We start from the raw sequence: 20,115 nt of genomic DNA on the forward strand, positions 1-20,115 counted from the left end.
GTTTCTACGGTAAGGCCATGGATGTCGCACGACTCGTCGAGGGACTGCACACGGTCACGGCCGACTTCGCCAAGGCGGTGGCCGGCGCGGACCCGGAGGCCAAGGTCCCGACCTGCCCGGAATGGCCGCTGCGGGTGCTCGTCGGTCACATCGGCCAGGCCCACCGCTGGGCGGCGGAGACCGCCCGCGGCAAGCAGTCCCCCAGACCGGACCCGTTCGAGGCCGATCCCGGCACGGACTGGTCCGCGTGGCTGACCGACGGCGCCAACGGGCTCACCGACGCGGTGCTGGCCGCCGGCGACCGTCAGGTGTGGACGTTCTTCGGCCCCGGGCCGGCGGCGTTCTGGCTGCGCCGGATGCTCCACGACACGATCGTCCACCACGCCGACGCCGCCTTCGTCACCGGCGCGGCGTTCGAGGTGGCCCCCGACCTGGCGACCGAGGCCGTCACCGAGTGGTTCGACGTGCTCACCAACCCGCTGACGCCGACCATCCGCCCCGAGATCGCCGAACTCAACGGCACCGGCCAGACCCTCGCCTTCCACCCCTCCGACGCCCCCGGCTGGCTCCTCACCCGCACCCCCGACGGCCCGCGAGTTCGCCCCGGAAATCAAGCACAGCCAGACACACCGAATGCGGGTTTCGGGCAGAACGTCGCCCTGAGCGGCCCCGTCGCCGACCTGCTGCTGGTGCTGACCCGCCGCCTCCCCGCCGAGCACGTCACCGTCACGGGCGACCGCGCCTTGATCGACCACTGGCTCGCCCACACCGCCGCCTGAACGCACGTGCGTGGCTCACTCGGCACAGGGAGCCGAGTGAGCCACCCACGATCAGCCGGTGTACACCGCCGCGCTGCCGTACAGCTGCTGCGTGAAGCTGGAGATGTACGTGTGGCGGTCGCTGCCGTCGAGGTTGTACGTCAGGTACACGCCGTAGCCCTGCGAAACGGTCTGCTTGGCCAGGCTGGCGGCGGTGCTGGTGGACGTCCCGCCGATCTCGACGGCGGCCGGCGACAGGTCGGCCTTCGGCAGCTTGATGGCCGGCACACCCCACGTCCCGTAGTACGGGTTCCAGGCGTAGTTGAACTTCGAGGTGATGTCGACGCCGCCGTAGGACAGGCTGCCCGCGGCCGGGCCGATGTTGTACAGCGAGATGAGCTTGTTCGGCATGTTCGCCCGCAGCGCCGAGACGAGGTAGACGAACGAGCTGGCGTTGGGCTGTCCGGTGCCGTTGTTGCCGTATTCGGCGTACTCGTCGTCGAAGTCGATGCCGTCGAGGCCGTACTTGGCGACGGCGTCGGACAGCTGCTTGGCGAACGCGGCCGCCGCCGCCTGGCTCGGGAAGTTGGCGAAGCCGGCGCCCTGGTGGTTGCCCAGGATCGACAGCATCACCTTGATGCCCTTGGCCTGCAGCGGCCGCACCTGGGTGGCCACGTTGTCCAGCACGCTCTGCACCTGGGGGTTGAAGTACAGGTAGGCCGACCGGGTTGACGTGTTGTAGTTGATGTTGGCGGCGAAGATCACGCCGATGTCGAAGACGTTGCCGCCCTTGGCCAACGCGTACTTGCCGACGTTGACCATGCTGTTGTTGTTGACCTCGATGTAGGCCACGGTGGTCGGCCCGGTCTTCGCGGGCGCCTTCGCCGCCGCGGCGGTGGCGCCGGTGATCGACAGGGCCGCCGCGGTCAGGAGCGCGAGCGCCGTGCCCAATCCGGATTTACTCATCGGAGATCGAACCCCCAACGGGTGAGGTGGCAGGGATATTCGCGCAATCTACGGCCCATAACCGCCCACGCGCCGTGCTCCAGCCGAGCGAAATCCGACGATTTTTCGATTACGCGATAACACTTGACCGAATTCCTTATGACAATTCCGGACAACGTTGCGCCGGACGCACTCGATCCGGCGGTGTTTGCGCGCTCGACTCGCCGACCTGCTCCGACCGTGCTATAAACGGAGTGTATAGTTGGGAAAGTGGAGGCGAACCGGTGAGGTGGCTGCACGACTTCGGCCTCGGGGTGCGGCTGGCCGTCGGGGGCGGCCGGACCTCGTGGTCGCGAGTGGTTCTCGGCACGATCGGCATCGGTCTCGCCACCACTGTGCTGCTGCTGTTCGCGTCGGTCGGCCACATGCTGGGCAACGCCAATGCGCGCATCGCCGCGCGCACGCCGAGCACCGTTCCGATCGCCGGCAAGCACCCCACGCAGCTCTTCTACGACGACATGTCGTTCCACGGCGTCTCGATCAACGGCAATTACCTGCACGGCACCGCGCCGGACTCGCCGGTCCCGCCCGGCCTGAGCACGCTGCCCGGCCCGAACGAGGTCGCGGTCTCCCCCGCCCTCGCCGACCTGCTGCGCACGCAGCCGAACCTGCGCCCCCGCTTCCCGCAGAAGATCGTCGGCACGATCGGCGACGCCGGCCTGCGCGGACCGGCCGAGCTCATGTTCTACGCCGGCACCGATCCGCTGCCGGACACCGGCCCCGGCCTGTCCGCGCCGCAGCGGGTCTACGCCTTCGGCGCGCCCAGCGGCTCGCGCCTGGACGATCCGACGCTGCTGGTGGTGGCGATCCTCGGCGGGGTCGCGGTGCTCATCCCGATCCTGATCTTCGTCTCGGTGAGCAGCCGCATCGCCGGCGCGCAGCGCGACCGGCGGCTGGCCGCGCTGCGGCTGGTCGGTTCGAGCGACCGTCAGGTCCGCCGCGTCGCCGCGGCCGAGTCGCTGGTCGGCGCGGCCGCCGGCCTCGCGGTGGGCGCGTTGGCGTTCCTCGGTCTACGGCAGCTGGCGCCGCAGTTCGATCTTCTCGGGTGGAGCACGTTCGTCACCGACGTGGTGCCGTCGGCGTCGCTGGTGGTGGTGATCGTCCTGCTGGTGCCGGCGCTGGCCGTCGGCACCGTGCTGTTCGCGCTGCGGCGGGTGATCATCGAGCCGCTCGGCGTCGTCCGGGAGTCCAGGCCGATCCGCCGGCAGCTGTGGTGGCGGCTCGGGCTCATCGTGGTCGGCATCGGCCTGCTGCTGGTGGCCAAGCCCTTCGCCCAGCAGTTCTCGGACGCGTGGATCACGCTGATCGTCGTCGGCGCCTCGTCGCTGCTGATCGGCGTGCCGGCGATCCTGCCGTGGCTGATCGAACGCGTCGTGGACCGCGTGCACGGCGGCGCCCCGTCCTGGCAGCTGGCCATCCGCCGGCTGCAGCTCGACAGCGGCACGCCGGCCCGTGTGGTCAGCGGCATCGCGGTGGTGCTGGCCAGCGCTGTGTCGTTGCAGCTCATGCTGCTCGCGACCTCCGGTCAGAACTACCAGCCCCCGGCGAACGGCTGGGTCACCGTCGACACGACCCCGGCCGCCGCCGATCGCGTCGCCGCCGACCTGGCCAAGGTGCCGGCGGCGAAGCAGGTCGGCATGGTGCAGCTGGTCAGCGCGCTCGATGCCGACGGGGACCGCCACACCATCGCCGTCGCCTCGTGCACGGCCATCGAAGGCATCCTCGACGTACACGGCTGCCGCGACGGCGACGGCTACGTCGGTACCTACGCGAAAGGTTCCAACTACGCCAAGGCCGGGCAGGTATGGAGCCTCGTCAACGCGCACGGCCCGTCCACGCCCGTCGCGACGTACCGGGTGCCGGGCGACCTCACGCCCGCCACGCAGCGGATCAGCCCGCTCGGCGACGTGGTGCTCACCCCGGCCGCCGCGGCGTCGTTGACGCTGCCCACGGATCGGGACGTGCAGGCCTGGGTGCTCACCGATCCGACCCAGGCCGGTGCCACCGACCAGATCGCCACCGGCCTCGGCGACCTCACGTGGCAGGTTTTCATCGGGCTCAGCGGCGCCGACCAGCTCAGCGGCAACCAGCAGGCGTACGCGACGATCCGCAACGCGCTGCTGACCGCCTCGCTGTTCACCCTGCTGCTGGCCGGCGTGAGCATGCTTGTGCTGGCGTTGGAGCAGATCCGCGAACGCCGCCGGCCGCTGGCCATGCTCGCCGCCGCCGGCGTGCCGCGGTCGACGCTGGCCCGCTCGCTGCTGTGGCAGACCGCCGTGCCGGTCGCACTTGCCGTGGTGGTCGCCGTCGGCATCGGGATCGGCATCGCCGGGCTGGTCATCCGCATGGTCGACCTGCCGCTACGGGTGGACTGGCCGACCATAGGCGTCTTCGCCGCGGCCGCCGTGGCGCTGGTGTTCGCCGTGACCGCGCTGACCCTGCCGGCGCTGCGCGGCGCCACCCGGCTGGCCGCCATGCGTACCGAGTGAGGCTAGAAAGTCCCGGCGAGAAAAGCCTTTCGCACGTCCGGTTCGAACTTCTCGATGGCGTAGCGGAGCATCGTGCGCGGCATCGTCGTCTGGTGCCGGGCCAGCCAGCCCAGCTCGGCGTCGCGGTCGCGGATGCCGACCTCGCGCAGCATCCAGCCGACGGCCTTGTGGATCAGGTCGTGCGGGTCGCCGACGAGCCGGTCGGCGATGCGGAGCGTCCAGGCGTGGTCGTCGCGGCGGATGAAGGCAAACGTGGCGATGATCGCGATCCGGCGCTCCCACAGCGACGCCGACCCGGCCAGGTCGTCGAGCAGTGACCGGTCGCGGTCCAGCAGCCACTCCCCCAGCAGCTGGGACGCGGACGAGTCGACCAGGTCCCAGTTGTTCACGAAGGCCGTGTGCGCCAGGTAGAAGTCGACGATCCCGCGGCGCGCGACGTCGTCGGCCTTGGCGAACTTCAGCACGAGGATGAACAGGGCGGTCAGGCGTTCCTCGTGGGCGCCGGTGGTCAGCAGGACCTCGATCTGGGGCAGGTCGAGGGTCGCGAACCGGCGGGCGACGCGGCGCTGATCGGGCACGGTGACGCCGAGGAAGCGGTCGCCCTCCCCGTAGCCGCCGGGCACGGCGCGGAGGTACTTCGCCTTCTCGTCGACCTTGCCGGGGTCAGCGACCGCCGCGAGGGCCGCCGAGACGTCCGATGCCTGCATGACACGAACTTAGCTGGCGTCGTGGAACACCAGGCCCAGGGTGTGCCGCCGGCCTTCCCGCACTGCCGAAACACCGTGCCGCACCGGCGCCGCCGACCATCCCCGAGCCGACCGCACCGGACGGTCCCGGGTGGTGAACACCAGCCCGTGTCCCTGGGGGATGAGCGTCGCCGTCGCCCGTGACTGCGCCCGCGGTCGCTGCTCGACGAGCAGGAACTCGCCACCCGTGTGGTCGACGCCGGGATCGTTGAGGTTGATCACGACCTGCAGCGGGAAGACCTTGTCTCCGTACAGGTCGCGGTGCAGCGCGTTCCAGCCGCCGGCCTCGTAGCGCAGCAGGATCGGCGTCGGGCGGGTCTGTCCGGCCTCGTGGCAGATCCGCAGCCACTCGTCCAGCGTGTCCGGCCACTCCGCCTCGCGGCCGAGCCGCGCGTGCCAGTCGCGCGCGACGGGCAGCAGCCGTGGGTACAGCGCCTGCCGCAGCTGCTCGACCGGCTCGGGGAACGGCGCGGCGAAGTAGCGGTAGTCGCCGTTGTCGCCGAACCGGTGCCGGCGCAGGTTCACCGTCGCCCGGAAGCGTTCGGTGGCGTCCCACAGCGCGGCGATCTTGGCACACTCGGCCGGGGTGAGCAGCTGCGGCAGCAGGGCGCAGCCGTAGTCGTCGAGTTCGGCGGCCACCGCGGCCCAGTCGGCCGCGGCGACGCGCTTGTCGTACTTGGTCACGTCCCCAGACTGCCGCCGCACCTTGCCGAACGCTGGCGGGAATCCGCTGTCGAGTTCGGCCGCCGCCGCTCGTCCTCGGTATGAAGTGTCGCCGAGAAAGGTATGAATCATGAATGTTATGGACCTGTACGGCCGGGCCCAGGACGGGTTCGACACGGTGCTGGCCGGGGTCGGCCCGGACCAGTGGGACGCGCCGTCGGAGTGCGCGGAGTGGTCGGTGCGGGACGTCGCGGGCCACCTGATCTGGGGCCAGCGGCAGCTGCGCGCGTGGGCGACCGGCGACCACTACGCCGAGCAGGGCGGGCCCGGCTCGGCGCACCCCGCCGTGGTGATCGACGGCGACCCGCTGACGACCTGGCGGGCGGCCCGCGAGGCGGCGACCGTCGAGCTGTCCGAGGCGGTGCTGGCCAGGCCCACCACCGTCCCGGGCATCGGCGAGGTGCCGCTGATGGCGCTGGTGACGTTGCTGGTCACCGACACCGTCACCCATACGTGGGATATCGGGCACGCGATCGGCGCGGACGTGAGGCTCGAGCCGGAGGCGGTGACGGTGGCGTTCGAGTGGTCGCGCCGGAACGCCATGCGGCGGCCGGGCTTCTTCGGCCCGGAGCTGCCGGCGCCTGACGACGCCGACGAGCAGGCCCGGATGCTGGCGTTCCTGGGGCGCAAGCCCTAACCGAGGTCGCGCAGACGGCCGGCGAGGAAGCGGCGGTCGGCGGGGCTCGCGGCGAGCTCGTGCGCGCGCCGGTACGCCGCCGCCGCTTCCTCCTTGCGGTCCAGGCGACGCAACAGGTCCGCGCGGGCGGCGTGCCACAAGTGGTAGCCGTCCAGGCCGGGGATCTCGTCGATCAGCGCCAGACCGTCACCAGGCCCGAACGCCATCGCCACGGCGACCGCCCGATTCAACGCCACCACCGGCGACGGCGACAGCGCCAGCAACTGGTCATACAGGCCGACAATGCCGGCCCAGTCCGTCTCACCAGGCGACGCGTGCAGCGCGGCGATCGCCGCCTGGAGTTGGTACGGGCCGACCCGGCCGACCCGCAACGCCCGGTCCAGAACGCCCACGGCCTCGGCGATCTCGTCGGCGTCCCAACGGGACCGGTCCTGATCCTCCAGCAGCACGACGTCTCCGGCGGCGTCGAAGCGGGCGTTGCGGCGAGAATCGTGCAGCAGCAGCAACGCCACCAGGCCCAGGGTCTCGGGCTGGTCGGGCATCAACGCGGCGACCAGCTTGCCGAGGCGGATCGCCTCCTCGCACAGGGCGTGCTCGGCGGTGTAGCCGCGAGTGAAGATCAGGTACACCACCGCGAGCACGCCGTCGAGGCGCTCGGGCAGCAAGTGGTCGGCGGGCACGGCCAGGCTGATGCCGGCGTCGCGGATCTTGCGCTTGGCCCGCACCAGCCGCTGCGCCAGCGTCGCCTCGCCGATCAGGAACATGCGGGCGATCTGCGCGGCGGTGAGCCCGGCGACCGCCTGCAACGTCAGCGCCACCCGCGCGTCCTCGGCCAGCGCCGGGTGGCAGCAGGTGAAGATCAGGCTCAGGCGCTCGTCACCGACGTTGAGCAGGCGATCCTCGTCCACTTCGACAATGGCAGGTGGCGGGTCGAGCTGGGCGAGCTTCTCCCGTCCGAGCCGGGCCCGCCGCAGCCGGTCGATCGCACTGTTACGGGCGGCCGTCAGCAACCACGCCACCGGGTCGTCCGGCGGCGCGGCGCCCCACTTGGCCAATGCCGACGCGCACGCGTCCTGCAACGCCTCTTCGGCCAGCTCGAAATCGCCGAGCACGCGGATCAACGCCGCCAGCATCCGGGTCCGGTCCTCGCGGTAGACCCGCTGGAGCACGGTCATGCGCGCCGGTGGTCCAGGCCCGGCACGCCGGCGACCGGCCGCACCTCGATCGAGCCGGTTTCCGCCATCGGGCACAGCGCTGCCAGCTCCAGCGCCTCGTCCAGGTCACGGCAGTCGAACACGTAGACGCCGCCGAGGTGCTCGTGGGTCTCGGCGTACGGGCCGTCGGTGATCAGCGTGCGGCCCTCGCGGACACTGACCGTGGTCGCGGTGTGCTCGCCCTGCAACGGATGCCCGTAGACGAAGGCGCCTCGCCGACGGCACTCGTCGGCGAAGGCGTTCACCCTGGCCAGCGCCTCGGCGAAGCCCGGATCGCCGGGTTCGGGCCGCTCGCAGTCGTAGATAAGCAGCATGTACAGCACGGCGTCAGTATTGTCGGCGTCCATGATTACCGCCGTTCACACCCTGGTGTACGCCACCGACGCGGACGCCGCCCGCGCCTTCTTCCGCGACGTGCTGGAGTGGCCGAACGTGGACGCCCACGACGGCTGGCTGATCTTCCGGACCGGACCGTCCGAGCTGGGCGTGCACCCCGCCGACGGGGCGCCGAGCCACGAGATCTCGCTGATGTGCGACGACCTCGACGCCACCATGGCCGAGCTGGCCGCCAAGGGCGCAGAGTTCACCGGCGAGCCCGAGGCCCGGGCGTTCGGCCGCACGGTGGCCATGAAGGTGCCCGGCGCCGGCGACATCCTGCTCTACCAGCCGCGGCACCCCGTCGCCTACGACCTCTGATCGCTCCGGCGGCTGACCACGAGCCCACCGAGCAGCGCCAGCGCGACGAGCAGCGCGTTGAGCGGCGTCCAACCGGCGGTCGGCCCCAGCGCGGCCACCAGCACCCCGCCGAGTCCGATGAGGATGGACTGTCCGAACAGGTCGGACATTTGCAGCGCCGCCGAGTTGAAGCCGCGCTCGGCCGCCGGGGACAGGTTCAGCACCAGCACGGACACGCTGGATGTGCCCAGCCCCATGCCGAAACCGGCGAGGATCCACGCCGGCGCGGCCACCCACGGCGGTCCCCAGGCCGGCGCGACGAGGGTCACCAGCCCCACGCCGGCGGCGATGGCGAGAAAGCCCCACCGCACGAACCGAGCAGGGCTCAGTTCGGGATATCTCGGCTGCAACCAGGATCCGACCGCCCATCCCAGGGCGGCCGTCGTCAGCGGCACGCCCGCCCAGGCCGGGCTGAAGCCGTGAACCTGTTGCAGCACAAGGGGTAAGAACGCCTCACTGCCCATGAACGCCGCAGACATCAGGCCTCGTGCCAGCACCGCGCTGGGCAGGCCGATGCGGGCGCGCAGGGTTCCGCGCGGCAGCAACACCAGCACCCCGGGCACGAGTGCGGCCGCCCCGAGCAGGGCAGCCCCGAGGCCGGCGCCGCTCGGGTGGTCGCCGGCCCAGCTCAGCACGGCCAGCCCGATCGCGGCCGCGACGGCGGCGGCCGTCAACCCGCGCCGATGCGGTTCCGTCGCCGGCGGTTCGAACGCCGGCAGCCGGCGCAGCACGATCAGCACCAGGCCCCAGCCGACCAGAACCAGCGGGGCCAGGCCGAGGAAGATCCACCGCCAGCTCAGGTACTGCGCGAGCAGGCCCGCGACGGTCGGACCGACCAGCGACGGCACCACCCAGGCCGTGGCGAACGCGCCGAAGACCACGGGCCGGTGGCGCTCCGGGTACACCTGCGCGACCAGCACGTAGAGGCCGACCATCTCCACGCCGCCGCCGAAGCCCTGCAACGCCCGCCCCACCAGCAGCTGGGTCATGCCCTGGGCGACGCCGGCGACCAGCAGGCCCACCGCGAACATCGCCGGCCCGACCGTCAACGCCGGTGTCGGGCCGCGACGGTCGCACAGCCGGCCGCCGACCACGTTCCCCACCACCTGGGCGGCCAGGAACATGGTGAACGGCCACGAGTACAGCTCCTCGCCGTGCAGGTCGTGCACCAGCGTGGGCAGCGCCGTGGTGACGCCCATCGACTCGAACGCCGACAGCGTCACCAGCATCAGCAGGCCGACGGTCGCCGCCCGCCGATCCGGCGCCCACAGCGCGCTCTTCCCGGTCACCACGGTCACACCGACAGCCTGCAACCTCAGGTGCGCTGGAGGTCCAGTCCGGCCCTCGACGACCGGATCGGCACGCGCCAATCGTCACGAACACGCTTGCCCCGTGACCGCGGCAACTTCGTGACAACCGGGCTGTTGGCGGCCGGCGCGGCGGGCGCGGCACGGGTTAGCGACGGGAATGCGCGCGGGGTGATCTATCTTCCGGGCATGCCCACGGGAGACACGAGCTGGTCGCGGCTGCGCCGCACGCTGTGGCAGCCGCCGCGCCGGCACGGCGAGCAGCCGCAGGAACGTGTGGTCGGGCCGCTCGAGCTGTTCTACGACCTGGTCGTGGTGGTGCTGGTCGCCCAGGCCGCGCACCACCTGGCGACGCATCTGAGCTGGCACGGGCTCGGCGAGTACGCCGCGGTGTTCGGCCTGGTGTGGCTCGCCTGGATCAACGGCAGTCTGCACCACGAGCTGCACGGCCGCGAGGACGCCCGCGGGCGAAGCATGTTCCTGCTCCAGATCCTCGTCCTGGTGCCGCTGGGGGCGTTCATCCCCGACGCCGGCGGCGAGCGCGGGGCGGCGTTCGCGGTGGACGCCGGGCTCCTGTTCGCGGTGCTGGCCGTGCTCTGGTACCTGGCCCAGCGCGGCGACGCTCCCGGCTACCGCCGCGCGAGTTTCACGTACGTGGCGATGACGGCCGCCGCCGCGGTGGGGTTGGCCGGCAGCGCGCTGCTGCCCGACGACCTCCGCGTGCTGGCCTGGGGCGTGATCGACGGGGCCTACCTGGCCGGTTTCGCGGCGATCATCAGCGCGCGGTGGTTGCGCGCCGCCACCATCACCGTCACCGACTCGATCACCGAGCGGTTCGGTCTGCTGATCATCATCGTGCTCGGCGAGACGGTCACCGGAGTGGTCGCCGGCCTGGCCGAGACGCCGATCGAACCGCTCACCCTGGCCGTCGGGCTCGTCGGCGTCACCGTCGGCTTCGGGGCCTGGTGGGTGTACTTCGACTTCGCCGGGCACCGCGCGCCGAAGGCGGGCCACAGGGTGGCGATCCGGTGGATGTACCTCCATCTACCGCTCACCGCAACCGTGGCCGCGATGGGGGCCGCCATGGTGAGCCTCGTCGAGCAGGCCCACGAGGACCGGACGCCCGTCGCCACGGCGTGGGTCCTCTGCGGCGGCGCGGCCGTCGTGCTCGTCGCGACCATGGTGCTGGCGACGACGTTGCAGGACTGGCAGAGCCGCCGCGACCTGTACCGGCCGCTGTCCCGTGCGTCGCTGGCGATGGCGGTTCTGTGCTTGACTCTCGGGTTCCTGCGGCCGCCGCCGATCGTGCTGTGTGTGGTACTGGTGGTGTTGTTGGGCATTCCCTGGGGGTTCGCCGTCGCGCACCGCTTTCGTGACGAGGAGTTGTGATGGACGTTGTGGAGTACCCGGTCGGCTCGGGTCCGTACGGGATCGCCACGGGATCCGACGGCGCGCTGTGGTTCACCGAGGTGCACGAGGGCCGGATCGGACGGATGACGCCGGATGGCGAGTACCGCTCCCATCCGGTCGGCGGCCGCCCGTGCGTGATCGTCGCCGGGCCGGACGGGGCGCTGTGGTTCACCGACTCCGAGGGGCATCGGATCGGGCGCATCACCGTCGACGGCGAGGTGTCGCATGTCGACGTGCCTTCTGCCGGCCCGTACGGGCTGGCCGTCGGCCCGGACGGGGCCTTGTGGTTCACGGAGATGAACACCGACAAGATCGGTCGCGTCACCGTCGACGGCACGGTCACCGAGTTCCCACTTCCGTTGAGCGGCAGCTTCTCGGCCATGATCACCGACGGCCCCGACGGGGCGCTGTGGTTCACCATGAACCAGGGCAACGCCATCGGCCGCATCACCGTCGACGGTTCCGTCACGGTGCACCCGTTGCCCACCGCGGGCGCGGGTCCCGTCGGCATCACCCGCGGCGGCGACGGCGCGCTGTGGTTCGTCGAGATCAACGCCGGCCAGGTCGGCCGCATCACCGTGGATGGTGACGTTGCGGAGTTCCCCTTGCCGGACCGGGAATCCCGCCCGCACGCCATCGCCGTCGGGCCGGACGGCCGGTGCTGGTTCACCGAGTGGGGTGCCAGCCGGGTCGGCCGGATCGAGGTGGACGGCACCGTCGAGGTGTTCGCCCTGACCGAGAAGTCCGAGCCGCACGGCATCACCGTCGGCCCGGACGGCGCGCTGTGGATCGCCCTCGAAACCGGCTTCCTCGCCCGCGTGCCGGCGAAGTAGTCGCCGACTGCCGCGCACCGGGAACGCTCACACCTGCCGGCGGCTGCCCGGCGCTTCATCTCCGGACGTCGTTGCCGGCTTTGTCCCCAGGAGGCATGCTTTCACTCGAAACTGAAGTCATAGTGACAACATTGCTCGTGCCTCCCGCTTTCGACCGGTTACGATCACCGAAGGTAGGCCTGATCTTGGGGGGTGCGATGGAATTCCAGGACGTCGTGCGGCGCCGCCGGATGGTGCGCAAGTTCACCGACGAGCCGGTCTCCGAGGAGAGCCTGCGCCGGATCATGAGCAACGCGCTGCGCGGGCCGTCCGCCGGCTTCTCCCAGGGGCAGGCGTTCCTGGTGCTCCAGGGCGACGACGTGCGCCGATTCCACGACACCGTCGAGTGCTGGACGTCCGACAGCGCCAAGGCCGCGCCCGTGCTGGTGATCCCGTTCGCCGTCAAGGACGTCTACCTCGACCGGTACGCCCAGGAGGACAAGGGCTGGACCGACCGCAGCGAGAGCCACTGGCCGGTGCCGTTCTGGTACATCGACACCGGCATGGCCGTGCTGCTGATCCTTCAGACCGTCGTCGACGAGGGCCTTGGCGCCGTCTACTACGGCATCAGCGACGAGGACTTCGACAAGCTGCGCGCCGAGTTCGGCGTGCCCGCCACCCACGTGCCGATCGGCGCGATCGCCATCGGGCACGGCGACGACATCCAGATCTCCGAGGGCGCCTCCCCCAACACCCGCAAGCGCAAGGAGAAGACCGAGACCGTCCACTACGGACAGTGGTGAGCCGTCAGTCCGAGTTGGCGAACACCAGCACCGCGCGGTCGTCCTCGGCCCGGACCGGTATCCACGCCTCGGTGAGGTCGTCCAGCCGGTCCAGGTCGAGGGTGAACCGCAGGTACCGGTCGAGGTTGCCGTCCGGCACGAAGTAGCCCGTCTCCTCCACCAGCTCCCGTAGGCGCTCGAGGTGGCCGCCCTCTGCCCAGTTCGTCGGCGGCCAGCCGTCGAACTCCGCGAAGAAGTCGAGGTAGTCGGTCGCCGGGCCGACCACCACCAGGTAGCCCTCGAGCTCCTTCTGCAAGCAGGCAAGCCCGCCGCACTGGTTCTCGTACACGACTCCCGTCGGAGCCGCGACGATCAGCCCCAGCACGTGGGGCATCGCGTCCTGCGGGTTGAAGTCCACCCTGATCACGGCCCGCTCCCCCTCAATTCACGTGCGCCGCCGGCGCACATGGTCGACAGTGGCAGTGTGGACGATCTGCTCGACCGTGACGCGACCCGGGTCGTGGTGCTCGTCGAGGGCATCAGCGACCAGGTCGCCGTCGAGACGCTGGCCGCCCGGCACGGCCGGGACCTCGCCGCCGAGGGCGTCGTCATCCTGCCCGTCGGCGGCGCCCACGGCGTCCGCCGCCACGTCCAGCGCCTTCTCGACTTCCGACTTCTCGCAATCTGCGACGCCGGCGAGGCCCACGTCGTACAACGCGCCATGGCCGAGGCCGGTCGCGGGGACGTCTTCGTCTGCGACCGGGACCTGGAAGACGAGCTCATCCGCGCCGCCGGCACCGACCGCGTGAAGGACGTCTTCGCCGCCCACGGGGATCTGACTGCTTTCCACACCATCCAGCGGCAGCCCGCCTGGCGTGGCAAGGACGAAGCCGCCCAGATGCGACGCTTCCTCGCCGCCGGCGCCCGGCGCAAGCTCCGCTACGCCCGCCTCCTCACCGCCGAACTCGACCACATCCCGCCGCCGCTGACCGCCCTGCTGGCGGCGATCTGATCTGCTCCGTACGGGCGACCCCAGGTAACCGCTTGGCAGGTGGCGACGACGAGTGGATCGACACTCGACCCGACCAGGCAGGTCACCATGCGGATCCGATTACTGCTTGCCGGCGCCGCGCTGGCCGGCCTCGGCGCGCTGGCCGCGTGCAACGACCCCGACAAGCCCGCCGAGGTCCCCGGCGTGGCCCCACATGCTCCTGTCACCAGCGTCGTCGTCGAGACCACCACCTCGAGCCGCCCCGAGGAGATCCCCGGCGTCGGCGTCACGGGCACCAAGCCGCCGCCTGGTTCGTCCTCGACCACCAGCGGGACGCCGTGACCGAGGAGCGCGGTCCCGCTCGGACCGCGCTGGAGCTGGTCGGCCTCGTGATCGCGCCGGCGACGGTGATCACGTCCGTGCTGCTGTACTTCGGCTGGAACCGTGAGAACGCTTTCTTCGGCTACTTCGGGCTCGACCCCGGCGTGCTGAAGCTCTCCGCCCAGGACTTGTTGCTACGCAGCGTCGGCGTCGTGTTCCTGCCGGCGGTCATCGTCCTTGCCTGCCTGGCCGCGCTCATCCTGCTCGGCCGCCTGGGCTCCCGCTTCGCCTCACGCCTTCGCGTCGTCCGCTGCGCGCTGCTGGCCATTGCGGTCGCGGGGGCAGTACTTGCTCTCACCGGCGTCATCGACCCCTTGTGGGGCGCCGCTTCCCTCGCCGCCAGCGCCCTCCTCGGCGCCGACCTCGTCTCCACCACCACCCGCCTCTGGGGTCAGGCCCTGGTCGGCTCGGTCATCGCCGTCGCCCTCTTCTGGTCCGCCGCCGTCTACTCCGGCCGCACTGGCGTCGCCCTCGCCTCGTACATCAACGCCAACCCCGCCGGCCAACCCGCCGTCACCGTCGACAGCACCACCCGCATCGACTTTCCGCCCGCCCTCGTCACCGAGACCCGCATCCCCGCCGAGGACGGCAAGTTCCACTACGAGTACACCGGCCTGCGCATGCTCATCTACTCCAACGACCGCTGGGTCCTCATCCTCGGCCGCCGCCCCGGCCAGTCCCGCGTCACCATCTCCGTCCTCCGCGACTCCGACTCCATCCGCGTCGAGGTCACCGAGGGTCGGTGAACGTCGTCCAGGTGTCGCCGCAAACGGAACCGCGTGTCCGCCGGCGCCTCCCACCAGGACGGATCCGTAAAACCCGACAAACGGACGAAGCCGACACTCCGTATTTGGACCCGTTGTGCATACTGACGGCAACGACGACAACGGGGGGACAACCGTGGTGCTGGGCTGGATGCGCCGGTTCTGGTGGCTGATCGCCGGTGGGGCGCTCATCGTGGCCATCGTGCTGGCCGTGGTGCTGTGGCCGCGCGGACGTGAGCTGCCGCCGGCGCGTGCGACCGTTTACCTGGATTTCTCCGCCTGTTTGCTGGCCGGGCCGCACGGCCTCGCCGATCCCGCCGCCGCGCCGGTGTGGGCCGGCATGCAGGACGCCTCGGCCGCCACCAAGGCGAAGGTGTCCTATGTGGCCGCCGCCGGTCCCGAGACCGTCGGCAACACCGCCCCGTACGCCACGTCGTTGCTGCAACGGCAATGCGGTGTCGTCGTCGCCGTCGGCCAGACGCGCGCCGACGCCGTTCTCCAGTACGCTCCGCAATACCCGAACGTCCGCTTTGTACTGGTCGACGCCAAGGGCAGCGGCGCCAACGTCACCACCGTGGCCGCCGCCGACGCCCACACCGGCGTGGCCGAGGCGATCGAGCAGGCCGTCAAGAAGTAGCCGAGGAGTTGTTCGTGGCCACTCTCCCCCAGCGTCAGATCGGTCGCGACGGTCCGTTCACCGGCATCCTGGCGATGGGCTCGTGGCACACCTACGACCGCATGCACTTCCCCGACGCCGTGCGGATGCTGCGCCGGGCCGTGGACGCCGGCATCACCCTGTTCGATGTCGGCGTCTACGGCACTCCGGACCGTCCGCCCGTGTTCACCGATGTCCTGTTCTCCGCCATGGTTCGCGCCGCCGGCCTTCGCCGTGACGAGTACCTGTTCTCCGCCAAGCTGTGGCTGGAGGAGTATCCGCGGGAGAGCCTGCGCGCCCAGTTGGAGACCGCCCTGTTCCGCGCCGGCGTCGAGCACGCGGATCTGGCCGTCCTCGGCGAGATCCGCCACGAGATCGACCTGCACGCCGTCGTGTCCGAGTTGGACGATCTCCACCGAGCCGGCCTGATCCGCCACTGGGGCGTGAACAACTGGTCCGCCGCCACCCTTCGTACCGTCCACGACATCGCCGCCACCTCTGCCGTACCCGGCCCCGTCATGGCACAGCTGGCGTACAGCCTCGCCCGTAGGTCCACTGTGGATGGTATGCCGTTCGGCGAGCTGGGTGTGTCCCTACAGTCCTCGGACGTCTTCGAGGGCGGCCGCCTCCTCGGCAAGGACCGTGGCACCAGCCCCGGCCCCGTCGACGAGGTGCAGCGCCGCATCGCCGGCCACGTGTCGGACATCCGCGAGGCGGCGTCGAGCCTCGGCGCGACGCCGGCCCAGCTGTGCCTCGCCTTCACGCTCCTCCACCCGTCCAACGCCACCACCCTGTTCGGGGTGACCAGCGTCGAACAGTTGGAGGAGAACCTCGGCGCGGTCGCCCTGCTCGAACGGGTCGACCCGGCGGAGTTGTACGCACTCGTGGACCCGTTCCGGTCCGACAGCGACGACTAGAACTCCGTAACGCTATCCACCAACCCGCACCGGAAGCTCATACAGACCCCGGATGATCGGACTGGGCCACCACCGCAACTCCCCCACCCCGCAAGCCAACTCCAGCCCGGGAAGCCGCCGCACCACAGCCCCCAGCGCGATCTCCCCCTGCAACCGGGCCAACGCCGCGCCGATGCACACATGCGGCCCGGCTCCGAAGGCGATGTGCCGCTCCTCCCGCCCTGGCCGGAACTCGTCCGCCCCCTGGAACCGGGCGGGATCGCGATTGGCCGCCAGCACGGACACCAGAACGGGATCGCCGGCACGGAAAACCTGCCCGCCGATCTCCACCGCCTCCCGGGCGAAACGCCAAGTGGCGTTCTGCACGGGACTGTGCAGCCGCAGCGTCTCCTCGACAACCGCGCTCACCGCGGCGGGATCGTCACGGGCGCGGTCGGCCTCGACGGGATGGGTGAGCAGCCCCAGGGCGGCGCTGCCGAGCATTCCGGCGGTGGTTTCCTGACCACTGATCAAGATGAGGAAAGCCGTCGACGTGACTTCGTCGGGAGTGAGTTCGCCGCGGTCCTGCTGCGCGATCAGGTCGCTGATCAAATCGGGACCGGGGTACAGGCGTTTGTGTTCGACCAGTGTGGCGACGAGCTTGTCGAGTTCGTCGGTCGCCCGGCGCACGTCTCCATGAACGTCATCGATGACCAACGTCCAGTGGTGCAGCTCCGAGCGGCCGGCCTCGGGCACGCCGAGCAGGTCGCAGATGATGGCCATGGGTAGCGGGGAGGCCAGTTCGCGGACGAGGTCGCCGTGCCCGCGGTCGGCGATCCGGTCGAGGAATTCGTCGCTGAGCCGTTGAGCGCGCTCCCGCAGCGGCCGCAGCCGCCGCGCGGTGAAAGCGCCGGTCACGGCCCTACGTAATCGTTTGTGGTCGACGCCGTCCCTGTTGATCATGTTGGCGACGAGGCTCGCGCGGTGATCGAGCGGCAGCCCCATCTCCGAGCGCCGCCATCCGGGGTCGGCGAAGTCGGGATTCTTGGCCAGGGCGGGATGGGTGAGCGCCTCGACGGCGTTGTCGTGCCTGGTGATCAGCCACGCCCATGTGCCGCCGGGGAAATCCACGCGGTGCACCGGTGAGTTGATCCGCAGCCAGTCGTAGGCGGGTGACGGGTCGGCGTCGAAGGCCGGGCCGAACAGCGCCGGCGCAGCGGAGTCTGCCATGTGATCAGCATGCCATTCGTGCCACCGGCACACGGACACGGATCGGTTGCCGGCAAATGAAAACACGCGCCGTGCTCATACTCCGCTTGACCGGTCGCCACGGACCGGCGTACCTTCGTCCACCGAACAGGCAACCTTGTTAACAATAACACGGAGCGATTCGACAACTCCGCCGCTGTCGATGGCGCGCGCTCGTGGGACACCCGCGACGAAAGGACGTTTCGTGCCGTACGACTGTCAAGGACGAGCCTCGTGACGGCGTTCAGCCGGCGCGCCATGCTGGCGGCGGCCGGCGCGGCGTCGGCGACGATGATGGCGGCCCCCACCGCCCCCGCCGCGGTGGCCGTGCCCCGCGAGTACGTCGGTCCCCCCTTCGGCCCGTTCCCGCCGCACCTGCTGGAGGCCGAACGCCTGCTGGGCTATCTCGACCAACTGCCCTGGGAATCCGGCTTCAACTCCTACCGCATGCCCGCCCCGCCCGGCCAACCGGAGCAGCCGGACCAGATGACCTGGGGCCAGCCCGGCGACCCGAGGACCTACCGGAACCTGGCGCAGTGCGCCTCCTTCCAGACCGGCGTCCTCAAGCACTCCTACCCGCAGTGGGCGACCGACGAGTTCTTCACCACCTACTTCAAGTCGCCGAGCCCGCAGGCCTGGCAGTACCACCGGGTCTTCACGGGCCGGCACGGCGAGGTCCCGCACTTCACGCCGGTGCGCAAGGTCGACGAACTCCGGGTCGGCGACCTGATCGCGCTCGACGACCTCGACCGCCAACCCGGAGACACCGACACCGGGCACATGATGCTCGTGCGCCGGTTGGCCGGCCGGTATACCAAGCAGGGCAACCAGGACGGCAGCACCCAGCACGCCGTGCAGGTCGTCGACTGCACCAAGGACCCGCACGGCGTCTACAACGTGGGCGACTATCCGTCCTATCCAGACAGTCGGATCACCACCCAGCACAAGTGGCCCGGCGGCGGCTTCGGGCACCTGATGCTCTACGCCGACGACCGCACCGGCGCGTTCACGGGAATCCGGTGGAGCGTCAACTCCTCGGTGTTCAACCCCACCTCCCAGCGGGCGATCGCGATCGCGCACATCGACTGACCGTCACGGGGCCTTGGGGCCGACGTCGGCGGTGGTCAGGGGACGCGCCGGAGTGGCGACGTTGTACTGATCGGCGCCGACGTCCTTGGCGGCCGGGCGGTTCTGACCATCGATGTCCTGGGTCACCTGTGGGAACGAGCCGGTCGCCGCGCCGATCACCGGGCTCGTGGCGCCGGGCCGCAGCAGGCCGTGGGCGTCGCGCGCCAGCTTCGGATCGACGGTGCGGTACGCGCCGGCGGGCAGGCTGCCGGCGGCCGCGCCGAACAGGATGTTGCCGGTGAAGTGCAGCGACGTGCCGGTGCCCGTGCCGACGGCCGTGCCGTGGCCGAGCAGCACGTTGTCGGCCAGGGTGTCGTCCGAGGGCGGGAACTTCTTGCTGCTCTCGTACCAGACGATGTTGTCGCTGCCGGACAACGTGTTGAAGGCGACCAGGCAGTGGTCGGCGGCCTCGTGGTCGGTGCCGCTGGTGGTGTCGTCGCGCACCTCGCCGCCGCCGATCTCCATCGCCGGCCCGGTGGTGTCCTCGACGATGTTGTTGATGACCACGTGGTTGTTGCCGAAGAACCGGATTCCGGTGCTGCCGCCGATGAGGATGTTGCCCTCCACCAGCGTGTTCCACCCGTGCCGCAGCGACAGCGTGCCGCGGCTGTTGACGATGGTGTTGTCCCGCACCACATTGTCGCTGGACTTCACCGACAGCGCCTCGGAGTCGCCGTCGGCCTTGTCGAACAGGTTGTCCTCGATCAGCCCGTTCGCGACGGCGTGCTGGCGGCCGGACAGCCCGAAGCGGATCGACTCGCCGCCGTTCGCGCCCTTGTACTGGTGGTTGTAGAAGTAGTTGTGGTCCACGTGCACGCGCTTGGCCATGTCGCTCGCGCCCGGGCCCACGACCTGCAGGTACACGCCCTGCGCGGTGCGGTTCTGGAACGTGTTGTGGTCGACCTGGGTGTCGTCGGCCTTGACGGTCAGGTCGGCGCCGCCGGGGTTGCCCTGGAACACGTTGCGGGTGATCCGGGTGGCGGTGGCGTCGCCGGGCACGGTCAGGCCGGCGTCGTTGTCGAAGACGAACCCTTGCACCACAACGTGAGACGCCCCGGTCAGGTCGAGTCCGCCGGCGCCGGTGAACTCCACCGGCCCCTTGGCGACGATGGTGATCGGCGCCTGCGCGGTGCCCGAACGCCGGACGTGGATCTGCGCGGAGTCGTAGACGCCGGCGCCCACCTCGACGCGATCTCCGGGTTGCGCCTGGGAAAGCGCCGCCGACAGCTCGGCCGGCGACGACGCCTCCCGTGTCCTCGCACCGGCCGGCGTGGCCACGACGACCAGCGCGGCCAGGCCGGCGGCGGCCAGCACGCCCAGTCTGAAATACGACAATTCCCCAACGGGCCTCATCGGCACCGCACTCACCTCGCACTCCCGTGTCGGTCAACGGTTCGGCGCGGCGGATGCCCAGCCAAACACCAAACATCGGAT

The 20,115-nt window shown here is 70.6% G+C and carries 22 protein-coding genes; 13 read left to right on the forward strand and 9 right to left on the reverse strand.

Annotation, left to right across the window (positions count from 1 at the left end; translation table 11 throughout):
* Positions 1-17: 17 nt before the first annotated feature.
* Positions 18-779, forward strand: coding sequence for a maleylpyruvate isomerase family mycothiol-dependent enzyme (locus BCF44_RS34175; protein WP_116178584.1), 762 nt, complete (start codon positions 18-20; stop codon positions 777-779).
* 51 nt (positions 780-830) lie between these two features.
* On the opposite strand, the gene BCF44_RS34180 is transcribed toward BCF44_RS34175, so the two are convergent.
* The gene (locus BCF44_RS34180; protein WP_116178585.1) at positions 831-1,724 is read right to left on the reverse strand and encodes an endo-beta-N-acetylglucosaminidase H; all 894 of its coding nucleotides are present in this window, start codon (positions 1,722-1,724) and stop codon (positions 831-833) included.
* Positions 1,725-1,987: 263 nt separating this feature from the next.
* Between BCF44_RS34180 and BCF44_RS34185 the strand changes: the two genes are divergently transcribed.
* Positions 1,988-4,252 (forward strand): FtsX-like permease family protein, encoded by a 2,265-nt coding sequence (locus BCF44_RS34185; protein WP_116178586.1) that lies wholly within the window; start codon positions 1,988-1,990, stop codon positions 4,250-4,252.
* Between the two features lie 2 nt (positions 4,253-4,254).
* Here the strand turns inward: BCF44_RS34185 and BCF44_RS34190 are convergent, their stop codons facing one another.
* A complete protein-coding gene (locus tag BCF44_RS34190; protein WP_116178587.1) occupies positions 4,255-4,959 on the reverse strand; it encodes a DNA alkylation repair protein in 705 nt (234 codons plus the stop codon).
* Positions 4,960-4,968: 9 nt separating this feature from the next.
* On the reverse strand, positions 4,969-5,682 hold the full coding sequence (locus BCF44_RS34195) for a 2OG-Fe(II) oxygenase (protein WP_116178588.1): 714 nt from the start codon (positions 5,680-5,682) through the stop codon (positions 4,969-4,971).
* 109 nt (positions 5,683-5,791) lie between these two features.
* Here BCF44_RS34195 and BCF44_RS34200 point away from each other — a divergent pair, with 109 nt between their 5' ends.
* Entirely contained in the window at positions 5,792-6,358 is a 567-nt protein-coding gene (locus BCF44_RS34200) for a TIGR03086 family metal-binding protein (protein ID WP_116178589.1), read from the forward strand.
* Here BCF44_RS34200 and BCF44_RS34205 read toward each other — a convergent pair.
* Positions 6,355-7,533 carry an RNA polymerase sigma factor gene (locus BCF44_RS34205; RefSeq protein ID WP_116178590.1) on the reverse strand — a complete coding sequence of 393 codons (1,179 nt, stop codon included), beginning with the start codon at positions 7,531-7,533 and terminating at the stop codon, positions 6,355-6,357. The genes BCF44_RS34200 and BCF44_RS34205 overlap by 4 nt on opposite strands.
* Entirely contained in the window at positions 7,530-7,895 is a 366-nt protein-coding gene (locus tag BCF44_RS34210; RefSeq protein WP_116178811.1) for a YciI family protein, read from the reverse strand. Before BCF44_RS34210 ends, BCF44_RS34205 begins: the two co-directional genes overlap by 4 nt.
* A gap of 22 nt (positions 7,896-7,917) precedes the next feature.
* On the opposite strand from BCF44_RS34210, the gene BCF44_RS34215 reads away from it, so the two are divergent.
* On the forward strand, positions 7,918-8,268 hold the full coding sequence (locus BCF44_RS34215; RefSeq protein ID WP_116178591.1) for a VOC family protein: 351 nt from the start codon (positions 7,918-7,920) through the stop codon (positions 8,266-8,268).
* Here BCF44_RS34215 and BCF44_RS34220 read toward each other — a convergent pair.
* Positions 8,256-9,677, reverse strand: coding sequence for an MFS transporter (locus BCF44_RS34220; RefSeq protein WP_342775676.1), 1,422 nt, complete (start codon positions 9,675-9,677; stop codon positions 8,256-8,258). The two genes, BCF44_RS34215 and BCF44_RS34220, sit on opposite strands and share 13 nt — an antisense overlap.
* A gap of 126 nt (positions 9,678-9,803) precedes the next feature.
* Between BCF44_RS34220 and BCF44_RS34225 the strand changes: the two genes are divergently transcribed.
* From BCF44_RS34225 to BCF44_RS34235, 3 genes are all read left to right on the forward strand, one after another.
* Positions 9,804-11,003: a low temperature requirement protein A gene (locus BCF44_RS34225; RefSeq protein WP_211353333.1), complete on the forward strand. Its 1,200-nt coding sequence runs from the start codon at positions 9,804-9,806 to the stop codon at positions 11,001-11,003.
* Entirely contained in the window at positions 11,003-11,857 is an 855-nt protein-coding gene (locus BCF44_RS34230) for a Vgb family protein (RefSeq protein WP_116178593.1), read from the forward strand. Before BCF44_RS34225 ends, BCF44_RS34230 begins: the two co-directional genes overlap by 1 nt.
* A gap of 197 nt (positions 11,858-12,054) precedes the next feature.
* Positions 12,055-12,639, forward strand: a complete 585-nt coding sequence (locus BCF44_RS34235) for a nitroreductase family protein (RefSeq protein ID WP_116178594.1) — start codon at positions 12,055-12,057, stop codon at positions 12,637-12,639.
* A 4-nt stretch (positions 12,640-12,643) separates the two neighbouring features.
* On the opposite strand, the gene BCF44_RS34240 is transcribed toward BCF44_RS34235, so the two are convergent.
* A complete protein-coding gene (locus BCF44_RS34240) occupies positions 12,644-13,045 on the reverse strand; it encodes a DUF6210 family protein (RefSeq protein WP_116178595.1) in 402 nt (133 codons plus the stop codon).
* Positions 13,046-13,102: 57 nt separating this feature from the next.
* On the opposite strand from BCF44_RS34240, the gene BCF44_RS34245 reads away from it, so the two are divergent.
* The 5 genes from BCF44_RS34245 (at position 13,103) to BCF44_RS34265 (ending at position 16,326) form a co-directional block, all read left to right on the forward strand.
* Positions 13,103-13,630: a TOPRIM nucleotidyl transferase/hydrolase domain-containing protein gene (locus BCF44_RS34245; RefSeq protein WP_211353334.1), complete on the forward strand. Its 528-nt coding sequence runs from the start codon at positions 13,103-13,105 to the stop codon at positions 13,628-13,630.
* Positions 13,631-13,717: 87 nt separating this feature from the next.
* Positions 13,718-13,951 carry a hypothetical protein gene (locus BCF44_RS34250; RefSeq protein ID WP_116178597.1) on the forward strand — a complete coding sequence of 78 codons (234 nt, stop codon included), beginning with the start codon at positions 13,718-13,720 and terminating at the stop codon, positions 13,949-13,951.
* Positions 13,948-14,736: a hypothetical protein gene (locus BCF44_RS34255; protein WP_116178598.1), complete on the forward strand. Its 789-nt coding sequence runs from the start codon at positions 13,948-13,950 to the stop codon at positions 14,734-14,736. The genes BCF44_RS34250 and BCF44_RS34255 overlap by 4 nt, the downstream gene beginning before the upstream one ends.
* 115 nt (positions 14,737-14,851) lie before the next feature.
* Positions 14,852-15,391 carry a type 1 periplasmic-binding domain-containing protein gene (locus tag BCF44_RS34260; protein WP_116178599.1) on the forward strand — a complete coding sequence of 180 codons (540 nt, stop codon included), beginning with the start codon at positions 14,852-14,854 and terminating at the stop codon, positions 15,389-15,391.
* Positions 15,392-15,405: 14 nt separating this feature from the next.
* Complete coding sequence (locus tag BCF44_RS34265) at positions 15,406-16,326, forward strand: aldo/keto reductase (protein ID WP_116178813.1); 921 nt, start codon at positions 15,406-15,408, stop codon at positions 16,324-16,326.
* A 12-nt stretch (positions 16,327-16,338) separates the two neighbouring features.
* Here BCF44_RS34265 and BCF44_RS34270 read toward each other — a convergent pair whose 3' ends face one another.
* The gene (locus BCF44_RS34270; RefSeq protein ID WP_211353335.1) at positions 16,339-17,535 is read right to left on the reverse strand and encodes a cytochrome P450 family protein; all 1,197 of its coding nucleotides are present in this window, start codon (positions 17,533-17,535) and stop codon (positions 16,339-16,341) included.
* Between the two features lie 252 nt (positions 17,536-17,787).
* Between BCF44_RS34270 and BCF44_RS34275 the strand changes: the two genes are divergently transcribed.
* Complete coding sequence (locus BCF44_RS34275) at positions 17,788-18,642, forward strand: hypothetical protein (protein ID WP_116178600.1); 855 nt, start codon at positions 17,788-17,790, stop codon at positions 18,640-18,642.
* A 3-nt stretch (positions 18,643-18,645) separates the two neighbouring features.
* Here the strand turns inward: BCF44_RS34275 and BCF44_RS34280 are convergent, their stop codons facing one another.
* Positions 18,646-20,016 carry a polysaccharide lyase 6 family protein gene (locus BCF44_RS34280; RefSeq protein WP_170217891.1) on the reverse strand — a complete coding sequence of 457 codons (1,371 nt, stop codon included), beginning with the start codon at positions 20,014-20,016 and terminating at the stop codon, positions 18,646-18,648.
* Positions 20,017-20,115: the final 99 nt, after the last annotated feature.

Source organism: Kutzneria buriramensis, from assembly GCF_003387475.1.
In the GTDB taxonomy this organism is placed as follows: domain Bacteria; phylum Actinomycetota; class Actinomycetes; order Mycobacteriales; family Pseudonocardiaceae; genus Kutzneria; species Kutzneria buriramensis.

Bases quoted from the DNA above. Each gene is read 5' to 3' on its own strand.
- BCF44_RS34270 (WP_211353335.1), bottom strand. From the start codon at position 17,535: ATGGCAGACTCCGCTGCGCCGGCGCTGTTCGGCCCGGCCTTCGACGCC.
- BCF44_RS34230 (WP_116178593.1), top strand. From the start codon at position 11,003: ATGGACGTTGTGGAGTACCCGGTCGGCTCGGGTCCGTACGGGATCGCC.
- BCF44_RS34200 (WP_116178589.1), top strand. From the start codon at position 5,792: ATGAATGTTATGGACCTGTACGGCCGGGCCCAGGACGGGTTCGACACG.
- BCF44_RS34205 (WP_116178590.1), bottom strand. From the start codon at position 7,533: ATGACCGTGCTCCAGCGGGTCTACCGCGAGGACCGGACCCGGATGCTG.
- BCF44_RS34215 (WP_116178591.1), top strand. From the start codon at position 7,918: ATGATTACCGCCGTTCACACCCTGGTGTACGCCACCGACGCGGACGCC.
- BCF44_RS34235 (WP_116178594.1), top strand. From the start codon at position 12,055: ATGGAATTCCAGGACGTCGTGCGGCGCCGCCGGATGGTGCGCAAGTTC.
- BCF44_RS34225 (WP_211353333.1), top strand. From the start codon at position 9,804: ATGCCCACGGGAGACACGAGCTGGTCGCGGCTGCGCCGCACGCTGTGG.
- BCF44_RS34180 (WP_116178585.1), bottom strand. From the start codon at position 1,724: ATGAGTAAATCCGGATTGGGCACGGCGCTCGCGCTCCTGACCGCGGCG.
- BCF44_RS34250 (WP_116178597.1), top strand. From the start codon at position 13,718: ATGCGGATCCGATTACTGCTTGCCGGCGCCGCGCTGGCCGGCCTCGGC.
- BCF44_RS34190 (WP_116178587.1), bottom strand. From the start codon at position 4,959: ATGCAGGCATCGGACGTCTCGGCGGCCCTCGCGGCGGTCGCTGACCCC.
- BCF44_RS34175 (WP_116178584.1), top strand. From the start codon at position 18: ATGGATGTCGCACGACTCGTCGAGGGACTGCACACGGTCACGGCCGAC.